Genomic DNA, 22,457 nt, shown 5'->3' on the forward strand with positions numbered 1-22,457 from the left:
GAGAATTTATAATTAAATATCATTCAACCCAGCCGCCGCCTAAGGCAGCAAACAGCTTAATTTCATTAACCTGCTGGGCGTAATTAAGATCGAGCAGTAATTGCCGGGTAGCGAATAAAGAACGCTCTGCATCCAGTACTTCGATATAACTCACCGCACCATGTTGATAGAGCGCTCTGGCGCGTTGCAGCGTGATTTGCAAAGAGTCCAGATAGCGCTGCTGAGCGGTAATTTGATCTGCCAGGCTTTGGCGCAACACCAGCGCATCCGCCACTCCTTTAAACGCGTTCTGGATTTTTTGTTCGTAATTCACCACCGACTGCTGCTGACGAATTTCGGCCAAATCGAGGTTTGACTGATTACGTCCGGCGTTAAAAATCGGAATATCGATTTTGGGTACGAAATTCCACATGCCGCTGGCGGCATTAAATAAGCTGGAGAGGTCACTGCTGCTACCCGATAGCGAACTGGTGAGGGTAATGGACGGGAAAAAGGCCGCCCGTGCAGCACCGATGTTGGCATTTGCCGCCATTAATGCATGCTCGGCTTCTAAAATATCCGGTCGCTGAAGCAGTATTTGCGATGGCAGCGACGGCGGCAGCGCCACCGCGTTGATATCACCGTGGCTGCGTGCCCGGTCATCCGGTAATTTCCCGTAGGTGCCAAGCAACAGTTGCAGCGCATTATTCGCCTGCGCCAGTTCGCCTTTACGTTTGGCGATATCGGCGCGCGTGCTTTCAATTACGCCCCGCGCCTGTTCCAACGCCAGCACGTTGGTGCTACCGGTTAACAGTTGTTTCTCAACAAAAGCGTATGAACGCTGATAGTTTTGCAGCGTCTCTTCGGCAATTTTCAGCTGCGCGTAAGCCAGTCGTTGGTTGAAATAACTTTGCGACACATTGGAAATTAATAAGATATGCACCGCCCGACGCGCTTCTTCACTGGCAAAGAAATTCTGTCGTTCGGCTTCACTCATATTTTTCAGGCGACCGAAGAAATCCAAATCGAAACTGAGATTCAGCCCGGCCTCAAATTCTTTCTGCGTGCTGGTTTCGCCTTTAAATTTGCCGCTATAGGTACCGCTGGAGCCAGCATTAAGCTGCGGATAGCGGTCTGCGTCTGTCACCCCATATTGTGCTCGCGCTTCCTGAACCTTGAGGGTGGCCATGCGCAGATCACGGTTATTCAGCAATGCCTCGCCAATCAGCGTTTTCACCTGATCATCAACGAAAAAGGTGCGCCAGCCCGTATCCTGGTATCCCTGTGGTGCCGGTACCAGCGCATTCTGGCTCAACGAAAATTGCTGCGGTATCGGCATTGCCGGACGCTGATACTCCGGCGCCAGCGAACAACCGGCCAGAATAAAAACAACGCTGAGAGTAAGAAGCTTAAATTTGCACATAGTTCTTTTCGTCCAAACCGGACTGGAATGTGAATTTATTACCGTGCACCTTACCGAATCGACTCTGTTTAAGCGGTGACAGGAAAATGACAAAGCTGTCATTTTCCCAATAACTCATTGCTATCCGATCCCGCTTCTCTAGAATTGAAACCCGCACAGCCAGTGGGTGAAGGAGAATGTGATGAAGATTTTGGTCGTCGAAGATGAGAAAAAAACCGGCGAATACCTGACGAAGGGCCTGACGGAAGCCGGTTTTGTTGTCGATTTGGCGGATAACGGCCTGAACGGGTATCACCTGGCCATGACCGGCGATTATGACCTGATCATCCTCGACATCATGCTGCCTGACGTGAACGGTTGGGATATCGTGCGTATGTTGCGCAGCGCTAACAAAGGCATGCCGATTCTTCTCCTCACCGCGCTGGGCACGATTGAACACCGGGTCAAAGGCCTGGAACTGGGGGCGGATGATTATCTGGTGAAACCCTTCGCCTTTGCCGAACTGCTGGCTCGGGTCAGAACGCTGCTGCGCCGTGGCGCGGCAGTGATTGTCGAAAGTCAGTTTCAGGTTGCGGATTTAATGGTTGATCTGGTCAGCCGAAAAGTCACCCGCAGTGGCACCCGCATTACCCTTACCAGCAAAGAATTTACGCTGCTCGAGTTTTTCCTGCGCCATCAAGGGGAAGTATTACCCCGCTCGCTGATTGCCTCACAGGTCTGGGACATGAATTTTGACAGCGACACCAATGCGATTGACGTCGCCGTAAAGCGCCTGCGTGCCAAAATTGATAATGACTTTGAACCGAAGCTGATTCAGACCGTACGCGGTGTGGGATATATGCTTGAGGTACCGGATGGCTATTAAACGCCTGCAGCGCCCTTTTTCGCTGGCCACGCGACTGACCTTTTTTATCAGCCTGGCAACCATCGCTTCGTTTTTCGCCTTCGCCTGGATAATGATCCACTCGGTGAAAGTCCATTTTGCCGAGCAGGATATCAACGATTTAAGAGAGATCAGCACCACGCTGGAACGGATCCTTAATCAACCCAACGAACCGGAATCCCGGCGGCTGGAAATCTTAAAAAACGTGGTTTCCGGTTACTCTAACGTTATTATTTCACTGGAAGATGCTAACCAAAAAGCCATTTTCCATTCACCTGGTGCGCCGGATCTGCGTCAGTTTATTACCCATGCGAAACCGGATAAAAACGCCGGTAATAATAATGTCTTTTTAATCTCCGGCCCCATGCTACGCACGCAAAATCACGATCACGGAGAAAACACGCCCTCCAACTGGCGCATGATTCGTTTGCCGGTAGGCCAGTTAGCGGACGGCAAACCGGCCTGGACGCTGTATATGGCGTTATCGATAGACTTTCATCTGCACTATATTAACGATCTGAAAAACAAGCTAATTATGACGGCGTCGCTGATCAGCATGATGATTATTTTCATCGTATTGTTCGCCGTCTATAAAGGTCATGAACCGATCCGTAACGTCAGTCGCCGTATCCAGAACATTACCTCCAAGAATCTCGATGTCCGCCTCGATCCCCAGGCCGTACCGATAGAGCTGGAGCAGCTGGTCGGGTCGTTTAACCATATGATCGAACGCATCGAGGATGTGTTTAAACGCCAGTCTAATTTCTCAGCGGATATTGCCCATGAGATCCGCACCCCCATCACCAATCTGGTCACCCAAACGGAAATCGCACTTAGCCAGCCCCGTAGCCAGAAAGAGCTGGAAGATGTGCTCTATTCTAATCTCGAAGAGTTTGGCCGAATGTCGAAGATGGTGAGCGACATGCTGTTCCTAGCACAGGCGGACAATAATCAATTGATCCCGGAAAAGACGGCACTCAACCTGGCGGATGAGGTCGGTAAGGTGTTTGACTTTTTCGAGGCGTGGGCAGAAGAGCGCGAGGTGAGTTTACGCTTTGAGGGCCGCGCATGCTGGGTGTCTGGCGATCCGTTAATGCTGCGCAGAGCCCTGAGCAATTTGCTGTCGAACGCCATGCGTTACACTCCCAAGGGCCAGTCGGTGACCGTACGGGTAAAAGAGGCGGACGAACAGGTGCACATCATTGTCGAGAATCCCGGCACGCCCATCGCCGCGGAGCATCTGCCGCGACTGTTCGACCGTTTCTATCGCGTAGACCCATCACGACAGCGTAAAGGTGAAGGGAGCGGCATTGGCCTGGCGATTGTGAAATCAATTGTCGCGGCCCATCAGGGAAAGGTGGCGGTCACCTCTGACACCCGCGCTACCCGCTTTATTCTGACACTGCCAAAACACGCAAATTAGCCCTGCAGGGTGGCACGAATGTGCCATCCGCTGACCTGCTGGCATTTTTATTGATTCTCTGACGTAACCGTCATAATTCTGTCACCTCGCTGAGCGCGCCTGCTTATTATCATTTCTTCCGTAAACCCATACTGGAGAAATATGATGAACAAGATGTCTTCTTTTTTTGCTATTGCATTTTTTATCTCAGCTGGCGTGAATGCCGCAGAAAGTGTTGATACCCATCAACAGGCGGCGATGGCCCATGAAATGATGAATAATAGCGATGCCCCTGCCCATCAGAAAATGGTGCAGGCACATCAGACGCAAGCACGTAATAGTCAGTCCACTAAGGCCGTTGCGCCGTCATTTTCACAAATGGATGAGCATGAAAAAGCAATGGTTGTACATGAGTCAATGAATAACGGTCATGCGTTTTCACATCAGCAACAGGCAGAAAAACATCGCCAACAGATCCCCGCACAGGGATAACTAATGTACTATTCTGGATGAATAACACCACTCTCTCATTACGGATGGAAATTCCATGAATAAGCTATTCAGCGCCTTTGATTTTCAGCAAACACGTCAGCGCCTGCTGGCCAACATAAAATCACATGGCCTTGTTTTATTTGGCGAGTTTGATCATGCCAAAGCTGCTGCCGAGGTGGAATTAATACTTCCACCCACTACGGTACTTATTTTTGGTAACCCCAAAGGGGGTACAGCGCTAATGTTGCAGCATCCAGAATTAGCGCTCGACTTACCCTTCAGAGTATTAATTAGCCAGCAACCGGACGGGCTGGTTTGGGTCGGTTTTCATCCGGTCGAAACGCTGGAGAAATACGGGCTGGATACGCATGCTATTCAGGCACTAAAAAAACTGGAAAATCTTGTAGAACAAAGCATTGCCAGCATTGACTGAGTCACACACGCAGGCTTATTGTTCAATAAGTCTGCATTTCTCATTACCTCCTTCATTCTTTCTCTCCACGATTAATGTCAATATTAATATTCCATTAAATCGCACATCAAAAATTAAACAACCTCCATAATAATAAATGAATTGTATACAATACGTAAAATACCTACGTATTATGTTGTATACCACCATAATTTAACGCCCTCAGAAAATATAAATTAGGAATCCCCCTGGTATTCACCGTTAATATTTAATGGGAAACTTTCTTCGTCATAAACATGACAGCAATAAAATCAATATTCCTATAAATAAATTTAATGATGATAGTGAGTAACAGAATGAATAAACGTCTGCTGGCCATCTTTGTTCTGGGTCTGACAACCGCGACAACTGCATGCGCCATTACCCCGGCGATGCAGAAAAAATATGAACGCTCAGGCTGTACGCAAATGAGTGAACTCAACGGTTGCGATGTGAATAAATCCTATGAGTGGAACCGCGATCACGGGTTTATCGACAATGCGGAAAACCATCATCAGCGCCATCATCGTCATGATGAAGACCGCCAGAACAGCGGTAATCAGGATAATCATGACCAGGCCGGTATCGACGGTAAGTTCACCGGTAATTACGTGGCTAAATTTGAAAACGGTCAACGCAGCGTTGATATTCACGTAGAAGATTCCGGCGTTTACATCAACGGCAATGAAGTACGCGATGTGAATACCTATAAAGATACGATGACATTCCGCGTGGGGTATGCCACTTACACCCTGAAAGCGAACGGCCGCGGTAGCTGGAACGATAGCGACGCCGGTAACGCTGGCAAGATTGTGCGTGAATAACGGATGACACCACAATGAAAAAACTGATATCTGCACTGGTAATCATGGCCAGCCTGGCAGGCTGTGCTGAGCATCCGTACCTGTCTGCCGCAGCCGCAGGTGTAGGCGCTGCAGCGGTTGCCACGGCGATTGCTAACCACAAGAATCGTGAATCCAAACGCGATAAAGAGCATAAACGCCAGGAGCAGGAAGACAGAGAAAACCAGCACGCCTGGCGACATCACCACCGCCATGACGACGACAACGACCAGTACTATCGCCGCTGAGTAGCCCCGAAGAGCGCTGAGATCACAGCGCTCTTACTTTCCGTGCGTTACAGTATGACGCTTTAACGCCGGAGTCTGGTATGGCTTTAACCCTTACGGTATTGCTTGAAAACACACGCGCTGCCGGTGCTGACAAATCATTGCAGGCAGCCCCTGGGTTAAGCCTGCTCGTCCAGGATGAAACAACCTCTGTTTTGTTTGATACCGGGCCGGATGACAGCTTTAAGCTGAATGCCGCGAGAATGGGCGTTGACCTGTCTCAACTTACCGCCGTGGTACTCTCGCACGGGCATTACGATCACTGTGGCGGCGTGCCGTGGCTGGCGGATAATACGCACGTCATCTGCCATCCGCACATTGCCTGCGAGCGTTATTCTGCAATCACCGTTGCCGGATATAGCCAAAAAATCAAAAAATTATCACGCGAGAATGATTACTCTCGCCTGCATATGACCTATACCCGCGAGCCATTCCCGATTAGTGAGCACTTTCTGTGGTCCGGAGAAATAAACGTGCCGACGCCACAGGCTTACGGCGTTATTCAGGAGCAAACACCCCAACCGGATTACATCACCGACGAAGGCGTATTGATTTATCAGTCTGAGCGTGGACTGATCATTATTACCGGCTGCGGGCATCGAGGAATAGAGAACATCGTCCGCCATTGTCAAAACATTACGGGCACCACCAAGATCTACGCCCTGATCGGCGGCTTTCATTTACGCGCGGCGTCGCCGCAAAAATTGTGGAAAACGCGTCGGTTTCTCCGTCAACAAAAGCCCGAAAAGTTGCTCGGCTGTCATTGCACCGGTTCGTGGGGACGTTTTTGGCTGCCCGGAACAGACGCGCCAGCAACGGGAGATGTGATTGTTCTGGCTGAGTGAGCACAGCGAATATGAACATAAAGATCGTCAAAATGATATTGAACATTCATCACATTATTCACATCAATATTGATTGATACACACAACCTTGATCTGGTCACTTATCATACAGAAATAGCCTTCACTACACTCAGATTAGCGGTATAACAAACAAGAGGTGGTGAATATGTATCGTTCTATTCTGGTGCCGATTGATATCTCTGAAACCGATGTAACGCGTCAGGTGATCCCACAGGTCGAGGCGCACGCAAAAACCGCAAAGGTCCATTTTTTAGCCGTTATCCCTACAGTCCCATTCTACGCATCACTGGGACTGGCCTACTCCAATGAATTCCCGGACAGAAGTGGCATTCAAGCTAAGGCCACCGAAAAGCTGCAAGAGATTGTTAAACAATTCAACATTCCTGCCGGCAGGACGGAACTGCACGTCGTTTACGGCCCGCCTAAAGATCAGATCTTAAAGTTAGCGGAAGCGGTAGATGCAGAACTCGTCATCATCGGTTCGCATAAGCCGGGTTTTAGCACTTATCTGCTGGGTTCAACGGCCTCCGCCGTGGTGCGCCACGCAAAATGCCCGGTGCTTGTAGTGCGGTGACATGCCGACAAAAGACCATACATACGGGAGCAAATCAGCTCCCGTTCTTATTCGTTTCGGATTTCCTGAGTCTCGCAGAAAAAGTCAAATACGGAGCGAAAGGTGGTTTGTTGCAATGCGAATACGACAGGGATGATTAGAGAGGAATGCTGTAAAATGGTACGCCCTGTAGGATTCGAACCTACGACCTACGGCTTAGAAGGCCGTTGCTCTATCCAACTGAGCTAAGGGCGCATTGCGAAGTGAAAACTTCATGCGGATGAAACGCGTGAATTATACGGTCAGCGCCTGCTGAGTCAATGCCTTTTGTTCTGGTTGCTTGCGAAGTGTACGAATGGTGGTTTTTTCTGCTCGTCCACGGGTATCCAGGAAATCACCTGGTAACAACTGAGGCGCCGTAAAGCCCGGTTTAAGGTTAAATGTATTTAGAAAATTAATGATTTTGCTTAACATTCTCCTACACCCTTCCCTGCGGTTTAGGATCCCTTCAATGTTAAGTATCGCCATCAAAGACGAAAATAGTCACTTCGAACATGGTCTGAAAATCATCATTACTCGTCTGACGAATCAGTGGCGTCAGGAGATTTGCTTCTTGCCTGTCGACGATATCGATCGTGCAGACATCGCCTTTTTATCGCTGGATGAAGAGTGGCTCAGCGCGGGCTGTTACGAAATTCCCCACCACACCCGTCACCAGCATCGGGTCATTATTTGCAGCAAATGCGATAAAGATAAGCTGATGTTCAGGCCCTGCCTGTACATGCTACCGCTGATTTATCGCGAAGATGATGTCGAAGAGATCGGCAAAAAAATGGTACTCATTTTGCAAAAACGCGCACTCCGTTCCAGCGTCCCTGCCACCATATGTCACTACTGCACCACCCGCAACTTTTCCATTGCAGAGCGTCAGTTTTTAATGTTCCTCGCCAGCGGATATACCTCCGCCGAAACCGCACAGCTTCTTGCACTCAGTGAGGTAGAAGCGAAGGTAACGCGTCGGAGTATTATGAGAAAACTGCAGGTGAAAAATGAACAACAATTCTTAAGATACATCAGGGTTAACCTGAGTTTTCTACAAAATTGAACCGTTTCTTATGCGCTGGAAACTTTATGAGAAATGTCTCATGTGCAATTAAGTATATGCGCCTACTGCCCCCATTTCTATGCTGCCACAATAATGCCTATGTGTTATTTCCGGGGTATAAATAAAACACTCTCGGTAATATTTGCTCCGCGTGGGAGAATATCATGATGCCGAGCCTGTTATTGTGCAACGATAAATATGAGTACGCACATCCTTCAATAAAAAATGATGCTAACGTTCTACTTTCAACACTGAAATTAGAACCCATTGTCGAGTTATCGACTTCGCACCGATACGGCTTTGAAGTCCTGACCCACCTCCCGCGAAAAATGAATAGCGAGAACTATTTTCGCCAGCTTTCTTTCGCACAACAACAAAGCCTGTTTTATCGCCAAATAGCCAACATCGTACATTATCAGCCCGGCTACGTTTATTCACTGAACCTGCCGATGAAGGCCTTTCTGAACTGGACGTCATTTCATTGGCGTGATGTTACGTATCCACCTAACCTTGTCATCGAAATACAGGACCCTGCTACATTCCTTTTGCTCAATGTTGCTCAACGCCATGTGGCGTATAACGCTATGCAGCATGTTGAAGCGTCAGGCACCCCTATCTGGATGGATGACGTCAATGAAGAATTACTCATCGCATTCATTGAGGCTAATTGGCACCTGTCAGGCATTAAACTGGATAAAAATACCTTTTGGACACTGAGTAAAAAACCCAGCAGGCTCCAGCAGATCATTAAGAAAGGACAAGCAATCGCAAATCAGGTGATTGTCGAAGGGATTGAAACCCAAACGCACAAGGAAATTGCCCAGCGAGCCGGCGCAAAATTGGGGCAGGGGTATTTATGGCCCGCCATTTATCCAGGGCAGGAGAAATAAAACGGAAAGGAAAACAGGAAGGATGCGCAGCGTACTACGTCGGGAACGACATCGCCGTTTACAAAACACTCACTGTACCCATCAATATCATCACTGTGCGCCGCAGGTATTTGACCGGCTTGAGTATCTGGCACAAAAAATCAATTATACATTACCGGGAGACACTGTATCTCAGGCAATTATCACCACTGATTACTATCTCGCATTTACACTGAACCGCTATTTATTTTCAGGTACCCGTACGGCTGTTTTCCAGAATTTTGAGTCGGCGCTCGACAGTCTGCAATCACCTGAATCCAGTCAGTTAGTGATTGATATGGAAGGATTGCCATTCTCGTATTTCGAGACGCTCCAACAGTTACGCCTGCTGGTTAAACAGCGTAATGACATACAGATTTTTTTATTACTCAACGATAATGACGAAAGTCTGGGTAAATTTATTGCCATGACCGGTCCTTTTTATGTTCTCCCCCGCCGTCAGCGCCTTGCAGACATACGTCACGCTTTATTATCACCAAATCTAAATAATATTCATTCTTCGCGTTTAAACCTAGCTGACTGGGAGATGGTTTCATTACTATTGCAAGGTGAATCCTTAAAAAAGATTGCCTGCATACAAAACCGGCCTTACCACCGGGTTATCTATCGTCTGAATCAACTGATTACGTACCTCGGATTGCCACACCGCCAACGTTTTTTGCATCTGATACACCGTCTTAACGCTACCTCTCATCATTTAATTTAACACCATAAACCTTTGTGAAATAAGATTTTTTAGGAAATTACTTATTTATCACTGAGACGCCCCATGTAATTTTTACATAAATTTAATATTTACAACTAATCCTGGTATTATGCCTGCGGCGTGCAAAGCACTTAACCCTACGAACTCTGTGCATTACGTCGTAATGGCCATCTAAGACCTCCTTAACAAAACCTAAACAATCAGCCTGTTGTGTTGTTTTTAGTATTTTAAAAAAACTTTCAATCTGCCATAATTAAAACAGAAGGAAAATAATACTAACAATCGTAAGCATATTGGGTTCTTTCAGGATATCGTAACAGCCATTAAGAAGTTACTTACCGCAAGACTTTTCCGAATGAGTAGAGTAGGTATAATCCCTACTGTTTAATGATTAATTGTAAATTTTTCCTGGTGTGAAATGGATATTCCACACACTCATTGTTCTTACCAAGAACGGCTGAATAAACAAGGATGAAGTCTTATTTATTCGGTTCTTCTCGCAGAACAACCCTTGGCTATTTGACAATATTAATAACGCCTGATGTTTTATCAAAATCGCAAGATACACGAACAGTTTGAGGCATACAACAATGAAACCAGCATCCGTTATCATTATGGACGAACACCCTATTGTCAGAATGTCGATAGAAGTGCTGCTCGAAAAAAATAGTAATATCGAAGTGGTACTGAAAACTGACGACAGTCGTACAGCAATTGATCACCTACGCACCTATCCTGTCGATCTCGTCATTCTGGACATTGAACTGCCTGGTGCCGATGGATTTACCCTACTCAAGAGAATTAAATCACTGCAGGAAAAGACGCGGGTTCTGTTTCTGTCCTCAAAATCTGAATCTTTTTACGCCGGACGCGCTATCCGGGCAGGTGCAAATGGTTTTGTCAGTAAACGCAAGGACCTGAATGATATCTACAATGCGGTGAAAATGATCTTATCCGGTTATTCTTTTTTCCCGTCAGATACGCTTAACTTTATTAATAACATTAATATACGTAAAGGAGAGCTGAATGACATGCCGCTTTCCAATCGCGAGGTCACGGTGCTACGTTATCTGGCAAATGGGTTATCCAATAAAGAAATTGCAGAGCAGCTATTACTCAGCAATAAAACGATCAGTGCGCACAAAGCCAATATCTACTCCAAACTTGGTTTGCATACCATTGTCGAGCTGATCGATTATGCGAAAATGCATGAATTAATGTAACACCACTCCCGACGAGATGACGTTCGGGAGTGAGTGGTCAGTTATAGTTGATCATAAACGTCGCATCAGCCCTGGCAAGTCCGGGCTGGACCCCATCCGCTAAGGCAATATAGTTGGCGAAAAAGGTCAGTGTGGCATTGCCATTTTCGTCAATACTCACCGTCTGGCTCGCCTGTTCGAGCGGCAACCGTGTACGATCGCTGTCATGCAGTTCAATCGCCACCTTTTGCGCCATCGCCGTATTATCCAGCGCCAGTAGCGTGGTACCCGCTGCCGGCGTACCGGAAAAGGTGATTGACGCCGACCCAGGCGGGCAGCCTTCCAGCTTTAGCGAAAAAGGAACCGGTTGGGTGGTATCACCACTGGTTTTTAACTGCTTTGTCGGCCAGGTACCGAGGTCCACGTATTTATTGCTGTCGCTGGCAATCACGGCACAGGTAAAGTCCACTACATTACCGCGCAACTCAATATTGATCTCGCCCAACGACGTATCCGCCCGACTTAGCGAGGTAAACGACAGCAAGGCAGCAACCACCAACAGTATGCGAATGACCATTGCGCGCCTCTTAGTCATAATCTACTCGCAGATATCCACGGGCAGTAAATGGCCCTTCCGCCGGTTTATTGCCCGTCACGCTAACCGGCCACGCCCGGATACTGACGCTCGCCGCGGCGTTATCATCCAGGCGAAACGGAATGGTGCTGGACAGGTTGTTAGGTGTTAGCGGTACGCCGCTGCTGTCGGCAACAATAAAGCCTAAATCGGCGTTGTCCGACACCATCATTTGCCCCGAAGATCTTTCAGCCTCCACGCGCATGGTCAGGTAGGCCTGCGCGGCAACATTGGTACATTTTATGGCCATCGTTTTAGTCTGCGGGTTAACGCCTTCTGGCCGATTTCCAGCCCCAGCTTTGCTAAACAACGACGCGCCGATATCACCAAAATCAAACTCGACAACCTGTCCGGCATTCACTTCGCAGTTTTGCGGCACCTCGACCTTGCCGCTGTAGCTGATGGTGTATACCGGCACACTCAGGGCATCGCCGATGCTGGTCGTGACATAGACCCTAAACATCGTTTGGCGGGGGATTGGTACCATGTTAATAAATGAGCGGATCACTTTTAATTTGAATACCAGCTTTGAATCCATGACGCCAAAGGGTTTCTGCTTAGGTACGTTTGGGTGAGTTCCCATACGAATATCGTTACGTGGAGGATAAAACAGCCCGGCATAGCTGTCGGTGATACTCATAGCCCCCAACAGGTAATCATTCAGCTTCAAATACTGAAAGCCCCCTTCCGTACTTTGCACCGGGAGTTCCGTCACGTAGCTGCGGTAGGTGTAATTTACCGTCGTCCCCGCAGGACAGGTCGCATTAACCCCAACCCAGCCGGACTTTTCCGGCAACGTCACGACCTGACCGGGGCGGTTATTACTGCTGTTAAAGACGTTCGACAGATCGTAAAACACATCCGTCGGCGTGCCATTCGAATTCTGGCAGACCGTGGCCCATGACGAATTTGCCAGCAGCAGTAAAGCGCTCCCGAGTAACCAACCAGTTTGTCGTTTCATCGTATTATTCCTTTCATGCCGACGGGCGTTCGCAGGTCACATTGGTGAGCGTTACCGCCTGTTTCAGGCTCTCCTCAGGCAAGGCATAGTGCGCCGTACAGCGCGCGTTCGCGCCTTCGCCCCACTGGATCAGCAACTCACCTTTTAGCGGCAAACCGCTCAGGTAGATTTGTCCATCGTCTCCCACCATGCTGGTTACGCCGCTGGCGGTTTCACGCACAATGGAGCCAAACGGTACCGGTTTACCCGCCTGTTGCGCCGTAATTAACGCGCGCACGCCGATACGTGTATCAAACGCCGCTCTTACCAGCGCCCCCTGTGTCGGTACTACGCTGCTGACGTTATTTTCCACATCGGTATGGTTGTTCATTGAATTGGTATCCAGCGCCACACGGTTATAGCGATAGACGGTGGCGTACGGCATGACCGCGTAACCACGCCAGTCGGTCTGCACCCCGGTCTGGTTCTCTATCCTTACGCCCTGGGCGCCTGGTGCTTTGATCAGCACATTGGTATCGCCCAGCGGCTGGCTCAGGGTGATTCCGTCCGCATGCCCAATCACGCCGCCGGAGAGCTGCCAGTTATAGTCATGCTGGTCGCGGTCGTAGTTGTATCCCATACCCAGCGTGCCATAGGTCGCCTGCCAGTTTGCGCTGGCGCTACCGCTGTAACCGTTGGTGCTGCTGTGCCCCTGGTTTACGCTGTAGCTCAGGTTGCGCCCGTCAAGCAACGTCCCGCCAATCCCGCTCTGCCAGCTGTTTTGTCCGTTGCTATTGCGGTTAGCGTTGAAGGTGGCATAGGTGCGATCAAGCGCGTTATCGCGCGTGTAGCGTCGCCCGGTCAACAGGCTAAACGGCACCGACATATTGAAGGCCAGAATCCTGTCGGTGTCGGCAATCCCTACCGATTCGTTCCACGACCAGGAGAGCGAATAGCTAATCCCCTGCCAGCCGCTGGCGTAGCCGAGCTGATACCAGGTATTGGTATCGGACGTATTCCAGTAAGTTTGCTGACTGCCTGAGACATACAGCGATCCGTAATCTCCGAGATTCTGCGAGATGTTGATCTGAAAACGGCCTTTTTTGCTGTAGCTCAGATTGTGATAGCTCTGGACCACCGGCACTTTATGGCGATTGCCTTCGCTGTCGTATTCGTATTCGTAACCTTCCATATTGCGATACGCCACGTCGTCGAGGGTATAAAACCCCCGGGTCGAATAGCGATATCCCAGTAACTGGAAGTTGGTGCCGACATTATTCAGTGATTTTGCGTACAGAAAACGCAGCGATTGCCCCTGGTGGGTGCTGTCATCCGCCAGTTGGCTGCGCGCATGGGTTAAATCGACGGAGACCGCGCCCCAGTCGCCGAGGTTGCGCCCGGTACCGAACACCAGCGCGCGGTAACGAGAGGCCAACTGCGTGCCGCCATAGGCCGTATAGCCTTCAGGTAGCCCGGCGATTAACGTGCCCTGGACAAAAAACGGTGATGACTGCTGGCTGTTACCGCTGCGGAAATCCCCGGCCACCAGGTCGTATTTCAGTCGCCCTTCGCGCTGTAACAGTGGAACCGTGGAGTACGGGACGGTATAGCGCTGCTGGCTGCCATCTTTTTCATCTACCGTCACCTCCAGGTCACCGCTGGACGACGTCGGGTTGAGATCGGTAATCGAGAACGCCCCAGGCGACACATAGCTTTGGTATATAACATAACCGTTCTGGCGAATGGTCAGTTTCGCCGCCGTACGGGCAATGCCGCGAACCGTTGGCGCGTACCCCTGCAAGCTATCCGGATACATGCTGTCTGACGAGTAGAGCCGCGCCCCGCGAAACCCGACGCTGTCAAAGACGTCGTTACTGGTGTTGCTGTCGCCCATCACCAGCTCACCTTTCAGCGGGATAATGGCGCGCTGAAGCCAGGTACCGATGTTTTTCCAGCTCTGCGAGTGATATCCGTCGCCTTTGGAATAGCTCCAGGCGCCGTTGTTTCTCAGCCGCCAGGGGCCATAGTTCAGGCCGCTCAACATGCTTAAGAAATAGCTGTCAGAATCGCTGCCACGACTGCCGGTAAAGCTGTAGTTCACCAGCGCAGCCGGGATCCCTTCATCCCATTCCTCAGGCGGAATATATCCCCGCGCGCTATTCAGCATACTGGCCTGCGGCAAGCTGATGTTCAGGCGCAGCGTAGAGAAATCGAAGGCGATTTCGCTGCCGGGGATAGCCTCGGGCAAATTAATACAGGTACTGTTCGGGTCCTGACTGAGCGCCGGAAACGCCGCCGTGTTGACCCCCAGGCGCTTAACCCAATCGAGACCAAAACATGGCGTCAGCCCACCAGATTTCTCGCCGGTACCCGCCTTACTGGTGGCGAAATGAACATCCTGGGTGGCAATAAATTCATCATTGCGCCAGATATCCACGCGGTAGACGCCCTCAGGCTGGTGATTCCCTTTTTCAAAACGCGACAAATCCGCCACGGACGCCGTATCCGCAGATAAAAATGCCGGGTTAAAATAGCTTTCCCCGTGGCCTGACAGCGGAAATAAGGCAGCCAGCGTGGACAACGCCACGCCCGCCAGCGGTGGCGTAATCCCCGGTAACCGGCCAGGTAAGTACGTTGTCTTATTCATCGTTTATCAACGCACGCTAACCGTTTTGGCAGGTGTCACTGCGCCGTAGTCATTAACCGTCTGGAACGTCACGCTGCCCTGAACGCCCGCAGGCAGCGGGATCTGCGCCGCGTTCTTCGGTGCCACCATGACGTTATCAACCTTCGTTTTTCCCACATTGAGGTTAACCAGCGTGACGTAATACGCTGACGGATTCGTAATTTTCAGCTGTGTGCCGGAACGGGAAAATTGCAACATGCCGGGCGCGTCTTCCGGTACCTGTGGCAGGTTATTTGGGCGGACAAAGAGTTTAATACGCGACAAAATCGCCAGTTGCAGAACGTTTTTACCCTCAAGGCTGTCTTTATTGACTGACGGGATCGCCTTCACGTTCATCCAGAACAGCGATTCGCGGTCTGTAGGCAGTGGCTGACCGGCATAGATAATGCGCAGCGTATTTTCACTTTTGGGCTCGCTGACAAACAGTGGAGGCGTCACCACAAAGGCTTTTTCTTTAACGCCTGCGCTATTCTCAATCCATGAATTAACCAGGAAACGTTCTTTAGTATCGCTATTGCTAATAGCCAGCGATGTTTGTTTAGCCTCGGCGGGATAAATAACGCGGGTAGCACCTAATGCAATTCCCCCAGCAGCCTGAGCACTGCAGGAAACAAATAAGGTGAGGAAAATAATAAAACCTGATTTAAGATAATTAAACATGGCTACAAATACCTTTGGTGTGATTATCGTTGGTAAATAAATCAGGGATAGACCAACGTAAACCACACGTCTGAACGAAGCGTTCCTGGCGTTATCTTTTCCGAGACAGCCCGATAGCGCGCGGTGAAGTGAAACGTCATTTCCTGCGTTAAAATTGGGGCGTAATGACGCGGCAGCGCATTCGGAATAATTTGTCGTTGCCCCTCATCAAATAATGCCAGGCCAATACCCGAGGCCGCAGACGCCTCACCGCTGGCCAGAAAGACCTGCGGATCTTCTGCAGGCGTGACGCCGGCAAACGCAATCCCAACATGGTCATAAACGTCGGCACTGCAGGACGTTAAGCGCAGTGAAAACGGTACGCTGGTCGAGGCAAAGCTTCCCGGTTCGCCAAATGCGTTGGTGCGATACTGCCCCATCTGTACCCGCAAGTTCTGGCTATCGGTGGCCACCGTACAGGCCCCATTGACCAGTTGCCCACGCAGGTGAAGGCGACCGCTTTCCAGTATTACCGTGTGTGCAAGCGCAGGCATTACGCACAGCATTCCCGCCAGCGTCATGCCTTTGAAAATCAGTTGCCACATCCTTCGTCATCCCCGGATATTGCCTCATCCATTGAGGCTGTCGTCTTCCTTGCGCCAATCAGAACGGCTTATTCGTACTTCATGATGAAGGTGGCGTCGGCGTTTGCCTGCCCTGGCGTGGCGCTTGCAGCGGTCGCTTTATAACGTGCGGAGAAACGCAGGGTGTTGGTGCCTTCTACCAGCGCCTGGGCAGTAGAGAAGGTGGCACCATCTGGCTTCAGCGCGGTAGACGCGTTGTCCAGAATTTCGATGCCTACACCGCCAGCGGTGGTGGTGTTATTCCCTGAAGATACCGCCAGCAGAGCTGAGTTGGAGGCATCCGCCTGACCCGAAAACGCCACAGCTGCCGTCGCGGCAACCGCAGGATCGCAGTCATTCAGCACGATGGAGAACGGAATCTGTGCCGTGGTATCGCCGATGGCTGCAAAGCTGGCAGTACGATATTGCCCTAATGTCACCACCTGATCGGCTGACTGTGTGCTTACCGCACAAGCTGCATTGACCAGTTCACCTTCAAAATGAACGGTACCGCCGCTCACGCTGACCGGATCGGCTGCGACTGCGGCCCCTGCAACTAACATCAGGCTGGCAATAACAGAAGTATTTATTAATTTACGTTTCATGGATTTCCCTTGAATTACACACATCCGGTTCCGGTATCCTGCCGGCTCCGTTTGAATCATTATCGACATAAAATGTCAGGCAAATTATCTCTGCATCCTGTAAAGATATATATCGAAAGAGAATTAATGATGCTTGACCCCAACTCTCCTGAGCGCGAGATTCACTAATTAATCTTTACGAATATGACAATTCGTCACAGGGATAAATTAAACATTTCAATTAATGAAAAATACCTGCAAATCCTTGTAATGGCCCTGGCTAATTCTTATTGGGATCTAAGAAATGTCTGGGTAAATATTACTTAAACACCACCACAATGGTACGTAACAGACTGGTTTATGACGCATTACCCATGAAAACAGAAGGGTGATGAGTTGTTTCACTAACGTTAAAATTAATTAGCGTACTCAGTAATTATTCCTGTCTTTACGATATTGACACCTCACCCGTTCGCACAGCGAGACGTTCCTAATCTCACCTAAAAATGCAAACGAAAACTGACAGCACGCCGCGCTTCTGACAAAATAGTGACATCCCCTTCGATTTAACGTAACAGACGGAATCCTCTCTCTGATGGCAGCAAAGATTATTGACGGTAAAACGATTGCGCAGCAGGTACGCTCTGAGGTGGCTCAAAAAGTTCAGGCGCGTTTAGCGGCTGGATTACGCGCCCCAGGCCTGGCTGTTGTGCTGGTAGGTAGCAACCCGGCTTCGCAAATTTACGTAGCAAGTAAACGCAAAGCCTGCGACGAAGTGGGGTTCGTCTCCCGCTCCTATGACCTGCCTGAAACCACCAGCGAGGCGGAACTTCTTGAGCTCATTGATACGCTCAATGCGGATGCCGCCATCGACGGTATTCTGGTCCAGCTGCCGTTACCGGCGGGGATCGACAACGTTAAGGTGCTGGAACGCATTGCACCGGATAAAGACGTCGACGGCTTCCACCCGTATAACGTCGGTCGCCTGTGCCAGCGTGCACCGCGCCTGCGTCCGTGTACGCCTCGCGGCATCGTGACCCTGCTTGAGCGTTACAACATCGATACCTACGGCCTGAATGCCGTGGTGATTGGCGCCTCAAACATTGTCGGTCGTCCGATGAGCATGGAGTTGCTGCTGGCGGGCTGTACCACCACGGTAACCCACCGCTTTACCAAAGATCTGCGTCGCCATGTAGAGCATGCTGACCTGCTGATTGTCGCCGTCGGCAAACCGGGTTTTATTCCCGGTGAATGGATCAAAGAAGGTGCGATTGTGATTGATGTCGGCATCAACCGTCTGGAGAATGGCAAGGTTGTTGGCGATGTGGTCTTTGAAGATGCCGCTGCGCGCGCCGGGTATATTACACCGGTGCCGGGTGGCGTTGGCCCGATGACGGTCGCCACACTTATCGAAAACACGCTTCAGGCGTGCGTTGAATACCATGATGTAAAGGACGTTTAAGATGGCCACATTTTCACTGGGTAAACACCCACACGTTGAACTCTGCGATCTGCTAAAGCTGGAAGGCTGGAGCGAAAGCGGCGCCCAGGCAAAAATTGCCATTGGCGAAGGGTTAGTGAAGGTCGATGGAGTAGTAGAAACACGTAAACGCTGCAAAATCGTTGCCGGACAGACCGTGAGCTTTGAAGGTCAAAGCATTAACGTCGTGGCATGATCCCAGGGCCGGATGGCGGTTCACACCACATCCGGTCCGTTCCCCCCTGATTTTCAGATAATTAACTTCACCTTCACTTCACGCCAGGCTGTTAGCCTATCGTTTTCTTATACTTATACGAAGCGACTATCATGCCAACCATCGTTACCCACGCAGCTGTACCTCTTTGTTTAGGATTGGGTCTGGGCCTCAAAGTCATTCCCCCACGCTTGTTGTTTGCCGGGGTTGTACTGGCAATGCTGCCTGACGCCGACGTCCTGTCGTTTAAGTTCGGTATTGCCTACGGCAACGTATTCGGTCACCGCGGATTTACCCACTCGCTACTGTTCGCCTTCGCGGTGCCGTTACTGTGCATCATGATAGGTCGACGATGGTTTAAAGCCGGGCTGGTTCGCTGCTGGTTATTTTTGACGGTGTCGTTGCTGTCACACAGCCTGCTGGATTCGGTGACCACCGGAGGTAAAGGCGTTGGCTGGCTGTGGCCATGGTCAGATGAGCGCTTCTTTGCGCCGTGGCAAGTGATTAAGGTTGCGCCGTTCGCGCTGTCACGCTACGCCACGCCGTATGGGCATCAGGTGATTATCTCGGAATTAATGTGGGTGTGGCTGCCGGGAGCCGTCATGATGGGTGTGCTGTGGTGGTACAGACGTCACTAATAGTGCCTGATGGCGCTACGCTTATCAGGCCTACCGATCATTCCATCGTAGGCCGGATAAGGCGTTAGCCGCCATCCGGCAATTGAGAGAATTACTTACGACGCCAGGTGGTGCCTTGTGGACCATCTTCCAGCACAATACCCATCTCGTTCAGACGGTCACGTGCCGCGTCGGCCGCCGCCCAGTCTTTCGCTTTACGGGCATCTAAACGCTGTTGGATAAGCGCTTCAATCTCAGCGACCTCACCGTCATCCGCCTGCGCACCGCTTTGCAGGAACGCTTCCGGATCCTGCTCCAGCAGGCCCAGCACGCCGGACAGCTTGCGCAGATGCGCGGCCATGGCGTTAGCCGCCGCCATATCTTCACCCTTCAGACGGTTGACCTCACGCGCCATATCAAACAGCACCGAGTAGGCTTCCGGCGTATTGAAATCATCGTTCATTGCTTCAATGAAACGCGCTTCAAAGGCATCACCACCGGCTGGCGCCACGGATTTGTCAGTACCGCGCAGCGCGGTGTACAGACGCTCCAGTGCAGAACGTGCCTGCTTCAGGTTCTCTTCGCTGTAGTTCAGCTGGCTACGATAGTGGCCGGACATCAGGAAGTAGCGAATGGTTTCGGCGTCGTAGTATTTCAGCACGTCGCGCACGGTAAAGAAGTTGCCCAGTGATTTGGACATTTTCTCACGATCAACCATCACCATCCCGGAGTGCATCCAGTAGTTGACGTATTCGCCGTCGTGCGCACAGGTGGACTGGGCAATTTCGTTTTCATGATGCGGGAACATCAGGTCAGAGCCGCCGCCGTGAATATCGAAATGGTTGCCCAGCTGTTTGCAGTTCATCGCAGAACATTCGATGTGCCAGCCCGGACGGCCTGCTCCCCACGGGGACGGCCAGCTCGGCTCGCCCTCTTTGGACATCTTCCACAGCACGAAGTCCATCGGGTTACGTTTCACATCCACCACATCCACGCGGGCACCCGCCTGCAGCTGATCCAGATCCTGGCGCGACAGCTGGCCGTAGTGCGGATCGGTCGGCACGTCGAACATCACGTCGCCGTTATCAGCCACGTAAGCGTGACCTTTGGCGATCAGCTGTTCGGTGATTTCAATAATTTCCGCAATATGATGCGTCGCACGTGGTTCGAGATCCGGGCGCAGGATATTCAGCGCGTCGAAGTCGTTGTGCATTTCCGCGATCATCCTGTCGACCAACGCCACAAAGCTTTCGCCATTTTCATTAGCGCGTTTAATGATTTTGTCGTCGATATCGGTAATGTTACGCACGTACTTCAGCTTATAGCCGAGGAAGCGCAGATAGCGCGCAACCACGTCAAAAGAGACGAAGGTACGTCCGTGACCAATATGACAGAGATCATAAACAGTGATACCACACACGTACATGCCGACTTCCCCGGCATGAATAGGTTTGAATTCCTCTTTTTGGCGCGTCAGTGTATTAAAGATTTTTAACATCGAAGATTCCGTGTAGACGTGTGTGGATAACAAAGCCCTATAATACCTATAAATTGGCCCCGAAGCAGCACACTTTGCAAGGTGATCGAATCTTGCGGTTATGCTATAACACACCCCTAACTCTGACCCTGACCAGGGTCGAAGCACCACTCTATCGGAACAGGATGCACAAATGGTTACTTTCCACACTAATCACGGCGATATCGTAATCAAAACATTTGATGATAAAGCGCCTGAAACAGTTAAAAACTTCCTGGACTACTGCCGCGAAGGTTTCTATAACAACACCATTTTCCACCGTGTGATTAATGGTTTCATGATTCAGGGCGGCGGTTTTGAGCCTGGCATGAAGCAAAAAGAAACCAAAGAGGCTATCAAAAACGAAGCCAACAACGGTCTGAAAAACACCCGTGGTACGCTGGCGATGGCCCGTACTCAGGCTCCGCACTCCGCAACGGCGCAGTTCTTCATTAACGTTGCCGACAACGACTTCCTGAACTTCTCCGGCGAAAGCATGCAGGGCTGGGGTTACTGTGTATTTGCTGAAGTGGTTGAAGGTATGGACGTGGTTGATAAAATCAAAAACGTTTCTACCGGTCGCAGCGGCATGCACCAGGACGTACCGAAAGAAGACGTTATTATCGAAAACGTGACCGTCAGCGAGTAATCGTGGCGACACTGTTTATTGCAGATCTTCACCTCTGCACGGAAGAACCGGCGATTACCGCCGGTTTTCTGCGTTTTTTAGCCGGTGAAGCACGAAAAGCCGATGCGCTGTATATTCTTGGCGATCTGTTCGAAGCCTGGATAGGCGACGATGACCCCACTCCGCTGCACCATGAAATCGCCGTCGCAATAAAATCGCTGGCTGATTCCGGCGTCCCCTGCTTCTTCATTCACGGCAACCGTGATTTTCTGCTCGGCAAGCGTTTTGCCCGCGAGAGCGGCATGACCTTGTTACCCGACGAAAAAGTGCTCGACCTGTATGGCCGCAAGGTGCTGATCATGCATGGCGACACGCTGTGTACCGATGATGCCGGTTATCAGGCATTTCGCGCTAAAGTGCATCAGCCCTGGCTACAAACACTGTTTCTTGCTCTGCCGTTGTTTGTTCGCCAACGCATTGCCGCAAAGATGCGCGCCAACAGCAAAGCCGCCAACAGCAGCAAATCGCTGGAAATTATGGATGTGAATCCGCAGGCCGTGGTTACCGAGATGGAAAAACACCAGGTCCAGTGGTTAATTCACGGGCATACCCATCGCCCGGCGGTGCATGAACTGGCTGCCAATAGACAACCTGCGTTCCGCGTAGTATTAGGTGCGTGGCACAGCGAAGGTTCGATGGTTAAGGTCACGCCCGACGACGTTGAGCTGATCACGTTTGCATTTTAAATACATCACACAATCTGGCTCCGGTTAGCA

Annotated in this window: 25 protein-coding genes, 1 tRNA gene and 1 pseudogene; 17 read left to right on the forward strand and 10 right to left on the reverse strand. The window is 50.5% G+C overall.

Features of this window, described 5'->3' with window-relative positions; translation table 11 throughout:
• Positions 1–19: 19 nt before the first annotated feature.
• Entirely contained in the window at positions 20–1,402 is a 1,383-nt protein-coding gene (locus tag IB214_RS18035; protein WP_117342174.1) for an efflux transporter outer membrane subunit, read from the reverse strand.
• 181 nt (positions 1,403–1,583) lie between these two features.
• Here IB214_RS18035 and cusR point away from each other — a divergent pair, with 181 nt between their 5' ends.
• From cusR to uspF, 8 genes and pseudogenes are all read left to right on the forward strand, one after another.
• Positions 1,584–2,267, forward strand: a complete 684-nt coding sequence (cusR, locus tag IB214_RS18040) for a copper response regulator transcription factor CusR (RefSeq protein ID WP_096757976.1) — start codon at positions 1,584–1,586, stop codon at positions 2,265–2,267.
• Complete coding sequence (locus IB214_RS18045; RefSeq protein ID WP_117342173.1) at positions 2,257–3,708, forward strand: Cu(+)/Ag(+) sensor histidine kinase; 1,452 nt, start codon at positions 2,257–2,259, stop codon at positions 3,706–3,708. Before cusR ends, IB214_RS18045 begins: the two co-directional genes overlap by 11 nt.
• Positions 3,709–3,852: 144 nt before the next feature.
• Complete coding sequence (locus tag IB214_RS18050; RefSeq protein WP_117342172.1) at positions 3,853–4,179, forward strand: copper-binding protein; 327 nt, start codon at positions 3,853–3,855, stop codon at positions 4,177–4,179.
• Between the two features lie 43 nt (positions 4,180–4,222).
• A pseudogene (locus tag IB214_RS18055) lies at positions 4,223–4,612 on the forward strand (DUF302 domain-containing protein); the annotation flags it as partial.
• A gap of 335 nt (positions 4,613–4,947) precedes the next feature.
• Entirely contained in the window at positions 4,948–5,454 is a 507-nt protein-coding gene (locus tag IB214_RS18060) for a hypothetical protein (protein ID WP_117342170.1), read from the forward strand.
• A gap of 14 nt (positions 5,455–5,468) precedes the next feature.
• Positions 5,469–5,720, forward strand: a complete 252-nt coding sequence (locus IB214_RS18065; RefSeq protein WP_096757980.1) for a membrane lipoprotein lipid attachment site-containing protein — start codon at positions 5,469–5,471, stop codon at positions 5,718–5,720.
• Positions 5,721–5,800: 80 nt separating this feature from the next.
• Positions 5,801–6,604 (forward strand): MBL fold metallo-hydrolase, encoded by an 804-nt coding sequence (locus IB214_RS18070; protein ID WP_117342169.1) that lies wholly within the window; start codon positions 5,801–5,803, stop codon positions 6,602–6,604.
• Positions 6,605–6,770: 166 nt separating this feature from the next.
• Positions 6,771–7,199 carry a universal stress protein UspF gene (gene uspF / locus IB214_RS18075; protein ID WP_096757984.1) on the forward strand — a complete coding sequence of 143 codons (429 nt, stop codon included), beginning with the start codon at positions 6,771–6,773 and terminating at the stop codon, positions 7,197–7,199.
• A 157-nt stretch (positions 7,200–7,356) separates the two neighbouring features.
• Here the strand turns inward: uspF and IB214_RS18080 are convergent.
• Positions 7,357–7,433: transfer RNA gene (locus IB214_RS18080), tRNA-Arg, on the reverse strand.
• 39 nt (positions 7,434–7,472) lie between these two features.
• Complete coding sequence (locus IB214_RS18085) at positions 7,473–7,652, reverse strand: hypothetical protein (RefSeq protein ID WP_115259164.1); 180 nt, start codon at positions 7,650–7,652, stop codon at positions 7,473–7,475.
• Positions 7,653–7,689: 37 nt separating this feature from the next.
• Between IB214_RS18085 and fimW the strand changes: the two genes are divergently transcribed.
• The 4 genes from fimW to fimZ all read left to right on the forward strand — a co-directional run bounded on the left by fimW (position 7,690) and on the right by fimZ (position 11,141).
• Entirely contained in the window at positions 7,690–8,283 is a 594-nt protein-coding gene (gene fimW, locus IB214_RS18090) for a fimbria biosynthesis transcriptional regulator FimW (protein ID WP_117342168.1), read from the forward strand.
• A 164-nt stretch (positions 8,284–8,447) separates the two neighbouring features.
• Positions 8,448–9,173, forward strand: coding sequence for an EAL domain-containing protein (locus IB214_RS18095; RefSeq protein WP_117342167.1), 726 nt, complete (start codon positions 8,448–8,450; stop codon positions 9,171–9,173).
• A gap of 22 nt (positions 9,174–9,195) precedes the next feature.
• Positions 9,196–9,918 (forward strand): fimbriae Y protein, encoded by a 723-nt coding sequence (locus IB214_RS18100; protein ID WP_117342166.1) that lies wholly within the window; start codon positions 9,196–9,198, stop codon positions 9,916–9,918.
• 590 nt (positions 9,919–10,508) lie between these two features.
• Positions 10,509–11,141: a fimbria biosynthesis transcriptional regulator FimZ gene (gene fimZ / locus IB214_RS18105; RefSeq protein ID WP_117342165.1), complete on the forward strand. Its 633-nt coding sequence runs from the start codon at positions 10,509–10,511 to the stop codon at positions 11,139–11,141.
• 37 nt (positions 11,142–11,178) lie between these two features.
• On the opposite strand, the gene sfmF is transcribed toward fimZ, so the two are convergent.
• From sfmF to fimA, 6 genes are all read right to left on the reverse strand, one after another.
• On the reverse strand, positions 11,179–11,697 hold the full coding sequence (gene sfmF, locus IB214_RS18110) for a fimbria assembly protein (RefSeq protein ID WP_117342164.1): 519 nt from the start codon (positions 11,695–11,697) through the stop codon (positions 11,179–11,181).
• Between the two features lie 10 nt (positions 11,698–11,707).
• Positions 11,708–12,715 carry a type 1 fimbria D-mannose specific adhesin FimH gene (fimH, locus tag IB214_RS18115; protein WP_117342163.1) on the reverse strand — a complete coding sequence of 336 codons (1,008 nt, stop codon included), beginning with the start codon at positions 12,713–12,715 and terminating at the stop codon, positions 11,708–11,710.
• A 13-nt stretch (positions 12,716–12,728) separates the two neighbouring features.
• Positions 12,729–15,341, reverse strand: a complete 2,613-nt coding sequence (locus IB214_RS18120; RefSeq protein ID WP_117342162.1) for a fimbrial biogenesis usher protein — start codon at positions 15,339–15,341, stop codon at positions 12,729–12,731.
• Between the two features lie 6 nt (positions 15,342–15,347).
• The gene (fimC, locus tag IB214_RS18125; RefSeq protein WP_117342161.1) at positions 15,348–16,040 is read right to left on the reverse strand and encodes a type 1 fimbria chaperone FimC; all 693 of its coding nucleotides are present in this window, start codon (positions 16,038–16,040) and stop codon (positions 15,348–15,350) included.
• A 41-nt stretch (positions 16,041–16,081) separates the two neighbouring features.
• Positions 16,082–16,615 carry a type 1 fimbrial protein subunit FimI gene (fimI, locus tag IB214_RS18130; protein ID WP_096759453.1) on the reverse strand — a complete coding sequence of 178 codons (534 nt, stop codon included), beginning with the start codon at positions 16,613–16,615 and terminating at the stop codon, positions 16,082–16,084.
• 77 nt (positions 16,616–16,692) lie between these two features.
• Positions 16,693–17,247, reverse strand: a complete 555-nt coding sequence (fimA, locus tag IB214_RS18135; protein ID WP_115259167.1) for a type 1 fimbrial major subunit FimA — start codon at positions 17,245–17,247, stop codon at positions 16,693–16,695.
• A gap of 574 nt (positions 17,248–17,821) precedes the next feature.
• On the opposite strand from fimA, the gene folD reads away from it, so the two are divergent.
• From folD to IB214_RS18150, 3 genes are all read left to right on the forward strand, one after another.
• Positions 17,822–18,688: a bifunctional methylenetetrahydrofolate dehydrogenase/methenyltetrahydrofolate cyclohydrolase FolD gene (gene folD / locus IB214_RS18140; RefSeq protein ID WP_096757996.1), complete on the forward strand. Its 867-nt coding sequence runs from the start codon at positions 17,822–17,824 to the stop codon at positions 18,686–18,688.
• A 1-nt stretch (position 18,689) separates the two neighbouring features.
• Positions 18,690–18,902 carry a ribosome-associated protein YbcJ gene (ybcJ, locus tag IB214_RS18145; protein WP_096757997.1) on the forward strand — a complete coding sequence of 71 codons (213 nt, stop codon included), beginning with the start codon at positions 18,690–18,692 and terminating at the stop codon, positions 18,900–18,902.
• Positions 18,903–19,033: 131 nt separating this feature from the next.
• A complete protein-coding gene (locus IB214_RS18150) occupies positions 19,034–19,558 on the forward strand; it encodes a metal-dependent hydrolase (RefSeq protein ID WP_096757998.1) in 525 nt (174 codons plus the stop codon).
• A gap of 91 nt (positions 19,559–19,649) precedes the next feature.
• Here the strand turns inward: IB214_RS18150 and cysS are convergent, their stop codons facing one another.
• Complete coding sequence (gene cysS / locus IB214_RS18155; RefSeq protein WP_115259170.1) at positions 19,650–21,035, reverse strand: cysteine--tRNA ligase; 1,386 nt, start codon at positions 21,033–21,035, stop codon at positions 19,650–19,652.
• A 172-nt stretch (positions 21,036–21,207) separates the two neighbouring features.
• On the opposite strand from cysS, the gene ppiB reads away from it, so the two are divergent.
• Together ppiB and lpxH are read left to right on the forward strand one after the other, a co-directional pair.
• Entirely contained in the window at positions 21,208–21,702 is a 495-nt protein-coding gene (ppiB, locus tag IB214_RS18160; protein ID WP_115259171.1) for a peptidylprolyl isomerase B, read from the forward strand.
• A gap of 2 nt (positions 21,703–21,704) precedes the next feature.
• Positions 21,705–22,427: a UDP-2,3-diacylglucosamine diphosphatase gene (lpxH, locus tag IB214_RS18165; RefSeq protein WP_117342160.1), complete on the forward strand. Its 723-nt coding sequence runs from the start codon at positions 21,705–21,707 to the stop codon at positions 22,425–22,427.
• Positions 22,428–22,457: the final 30 nt, after the last annotated feature.

The sequence above is a fragment of the Citrobacter sp. C1 genome (assembly GCF_014596895.2).
Taxonomy (GTDB): Bacteria; Pseudomonadota; Gammaproteobacteria; order Enterobacterales; family Enterobacteriaceae; genus Citrobacter; species Citrobacter gillenii.

What these genes read in the sequence shown, in the direction of transcription:
- IB214_RS18035 (WP_117342174.1), bottom strand. Translation starts at nt 1,402, where the DNA reads ATGTGCAAATTTAAGCTTCTTACTCTCAGCGTTGTTTTTATTCTGGCC.
- cusR (WP_096757976.1), top strand. Translation starts at nt 1,584, where the DNA reads ATGAAGATTTTGGTCGTCGAAGATGAGAAAAAAACCGGCGAATACCTG.
- IB214_RS18045 (WP_117342173.1), top strand. Translation starts at nt 2,257, where the DNA reads ATGGCTATTAAACGCCTGCAGCGCCCTTTTTCGCTGGCCACGCGACTG.
- IB214_RS18050 (WP_117342172.1), top strand. Translation starts at nt 3,853, where the DNA reads ATGAACAAGATGTCTTCTTTTTTTGCTATTGCATTTTTTATCTCAGCT.
- IB214_RS18060 (WP_117342170.1), top strand. Translation starts at nt 4,948, where the DNA reads ATGAATAAACGTCTGCTGGCCATCTTTGTTCTGGGTCTGACAACCGCG.
- IB214_RS18065 (WP_096757980.1), top strand. Translation starts at nt 5,469, where the DNA reads ATGAAAAAACTGATATCTGCACTGGTAATCATGGCCAGCCTGGCAGGC.
- IB214_RS18070 (WP_117342169.1), top strand. Translation starts at nt 5,801, where the DNA reads ATGGCTTTAACCCTTACGGTATTGCTTGAAAACACACGCGCTGCCGGT.
- uspF (WP_096757984.1), top strand. Translation starts at nt 6,771, where the DNA reads ATGTATCGTTCTATTCTGGTGCCGATTGATATCTCTGAAACCGATGTA.
- IB214_RS18085 (WP_115259164.1), bottom strand. Translation starts at nt 7,652, where the DNA reads ATGTTAAGCAAAATCATTAATTTTCTAAATACATTTAACCTTAAACCG.
- fimW (WP_117342168.1), top strand. Translation starts at nt 7,690, where the DNA reads ATGTTAAGTATCGCCATCAAAGACGAAAATAGTCACTTCGAACATGGT.
- IB214_RS18095 (WP_117342167.1), top strand. Translation starts at nt 8,448, where the DNA reads ATGATGCCGAGCCTGTTATTGTGCAACGATAAATATGAGTACGCACAT.
- IB214_RS18100 (WP_117342166.1), top strand. Translation starts at nt 9,196, where the DNA reads ATGCGCAGCGTACTACGTCGGGAACGACATCGCCGTTTACAAAACACT.
- fimZ (WP_117342165.1), top strand. Translation starts at nt 10,509, where the DNA reads ATGAAACCAGCATCCGTTATCATTATGGACGAACACCCTATTGTCAGA.
- sfmF (WP_117342164.1), bottom strand. Translation starts at nt 11,697, where the DNA reads ATGGTCATTCGCATACTGTTGGTGGTTGCTGCCTTGCTGTCGTTTACC.
- fimH (WP_117342163.1), bottom strand. Translation starts at nt 12,715, where the DNA reads ATGAAACGACAAACTGGTTGGTTACTCGGGAGCGCTTTACTGCTGCTG.
- IB214_RS18120 (WP_117342162.1), bottom strand. Translation starts at nt 15,341, where the DNA reads ATGAATAAGACAACGTACTTACCTGGCCGGTTACCGGGGATTACGCCA.
- fimC (WP_117342161.1), bottom strand. Translation starts at nt 16,040, where the DNA reads ATGTTTAATTATCTTAAATCAGGTTTTATTATTTTCCTCACCTTATTT.
- fimA (WP_115259167.1), bottom strand. Translation starts at nt 17,247, where the DNA reads ATGAAACGTAAATTAATAAATACTTCTGTTATTGCCAGCCTGATGTTA.
- folD (WP_096757996.1), top strand. Translation starts at nt 17,822, where the DNA reads ATGGCAGCAAAGATTATTGACGGTAAAACGATTGCGCAGCAGGTACGC.
- ybcJ (WP_096757997.1), top strand. Translation starts at nt 18,690, where the DNA reads ATGGCCACATTTTCACTGGGTAAACACCCACACGTTGAACTCTGCGAT.
- IB214_RS18150 (WP_096757998.1), top strand. Translation starts at nt 19,034, where the DNA reads ATGCCAACCATCGTTACCCACGCAGCTGTACCTCTTTGTTTAGGATTG.
- cysS (WP_115259170.1), bottom strand. Translation starts at nt 21,035, where the DNA reads ATGTTAAAAATCTTTAATACACTGACGCGCCAAAAAGAGGAATTCAAA.
- ppiB (WP_115259171.1), top strand. Translation starts at nt 21,208, where the DNA reads ATGGTTACTTTCCACACTAATCACGGCGATATCGTAATCAAAACATTT.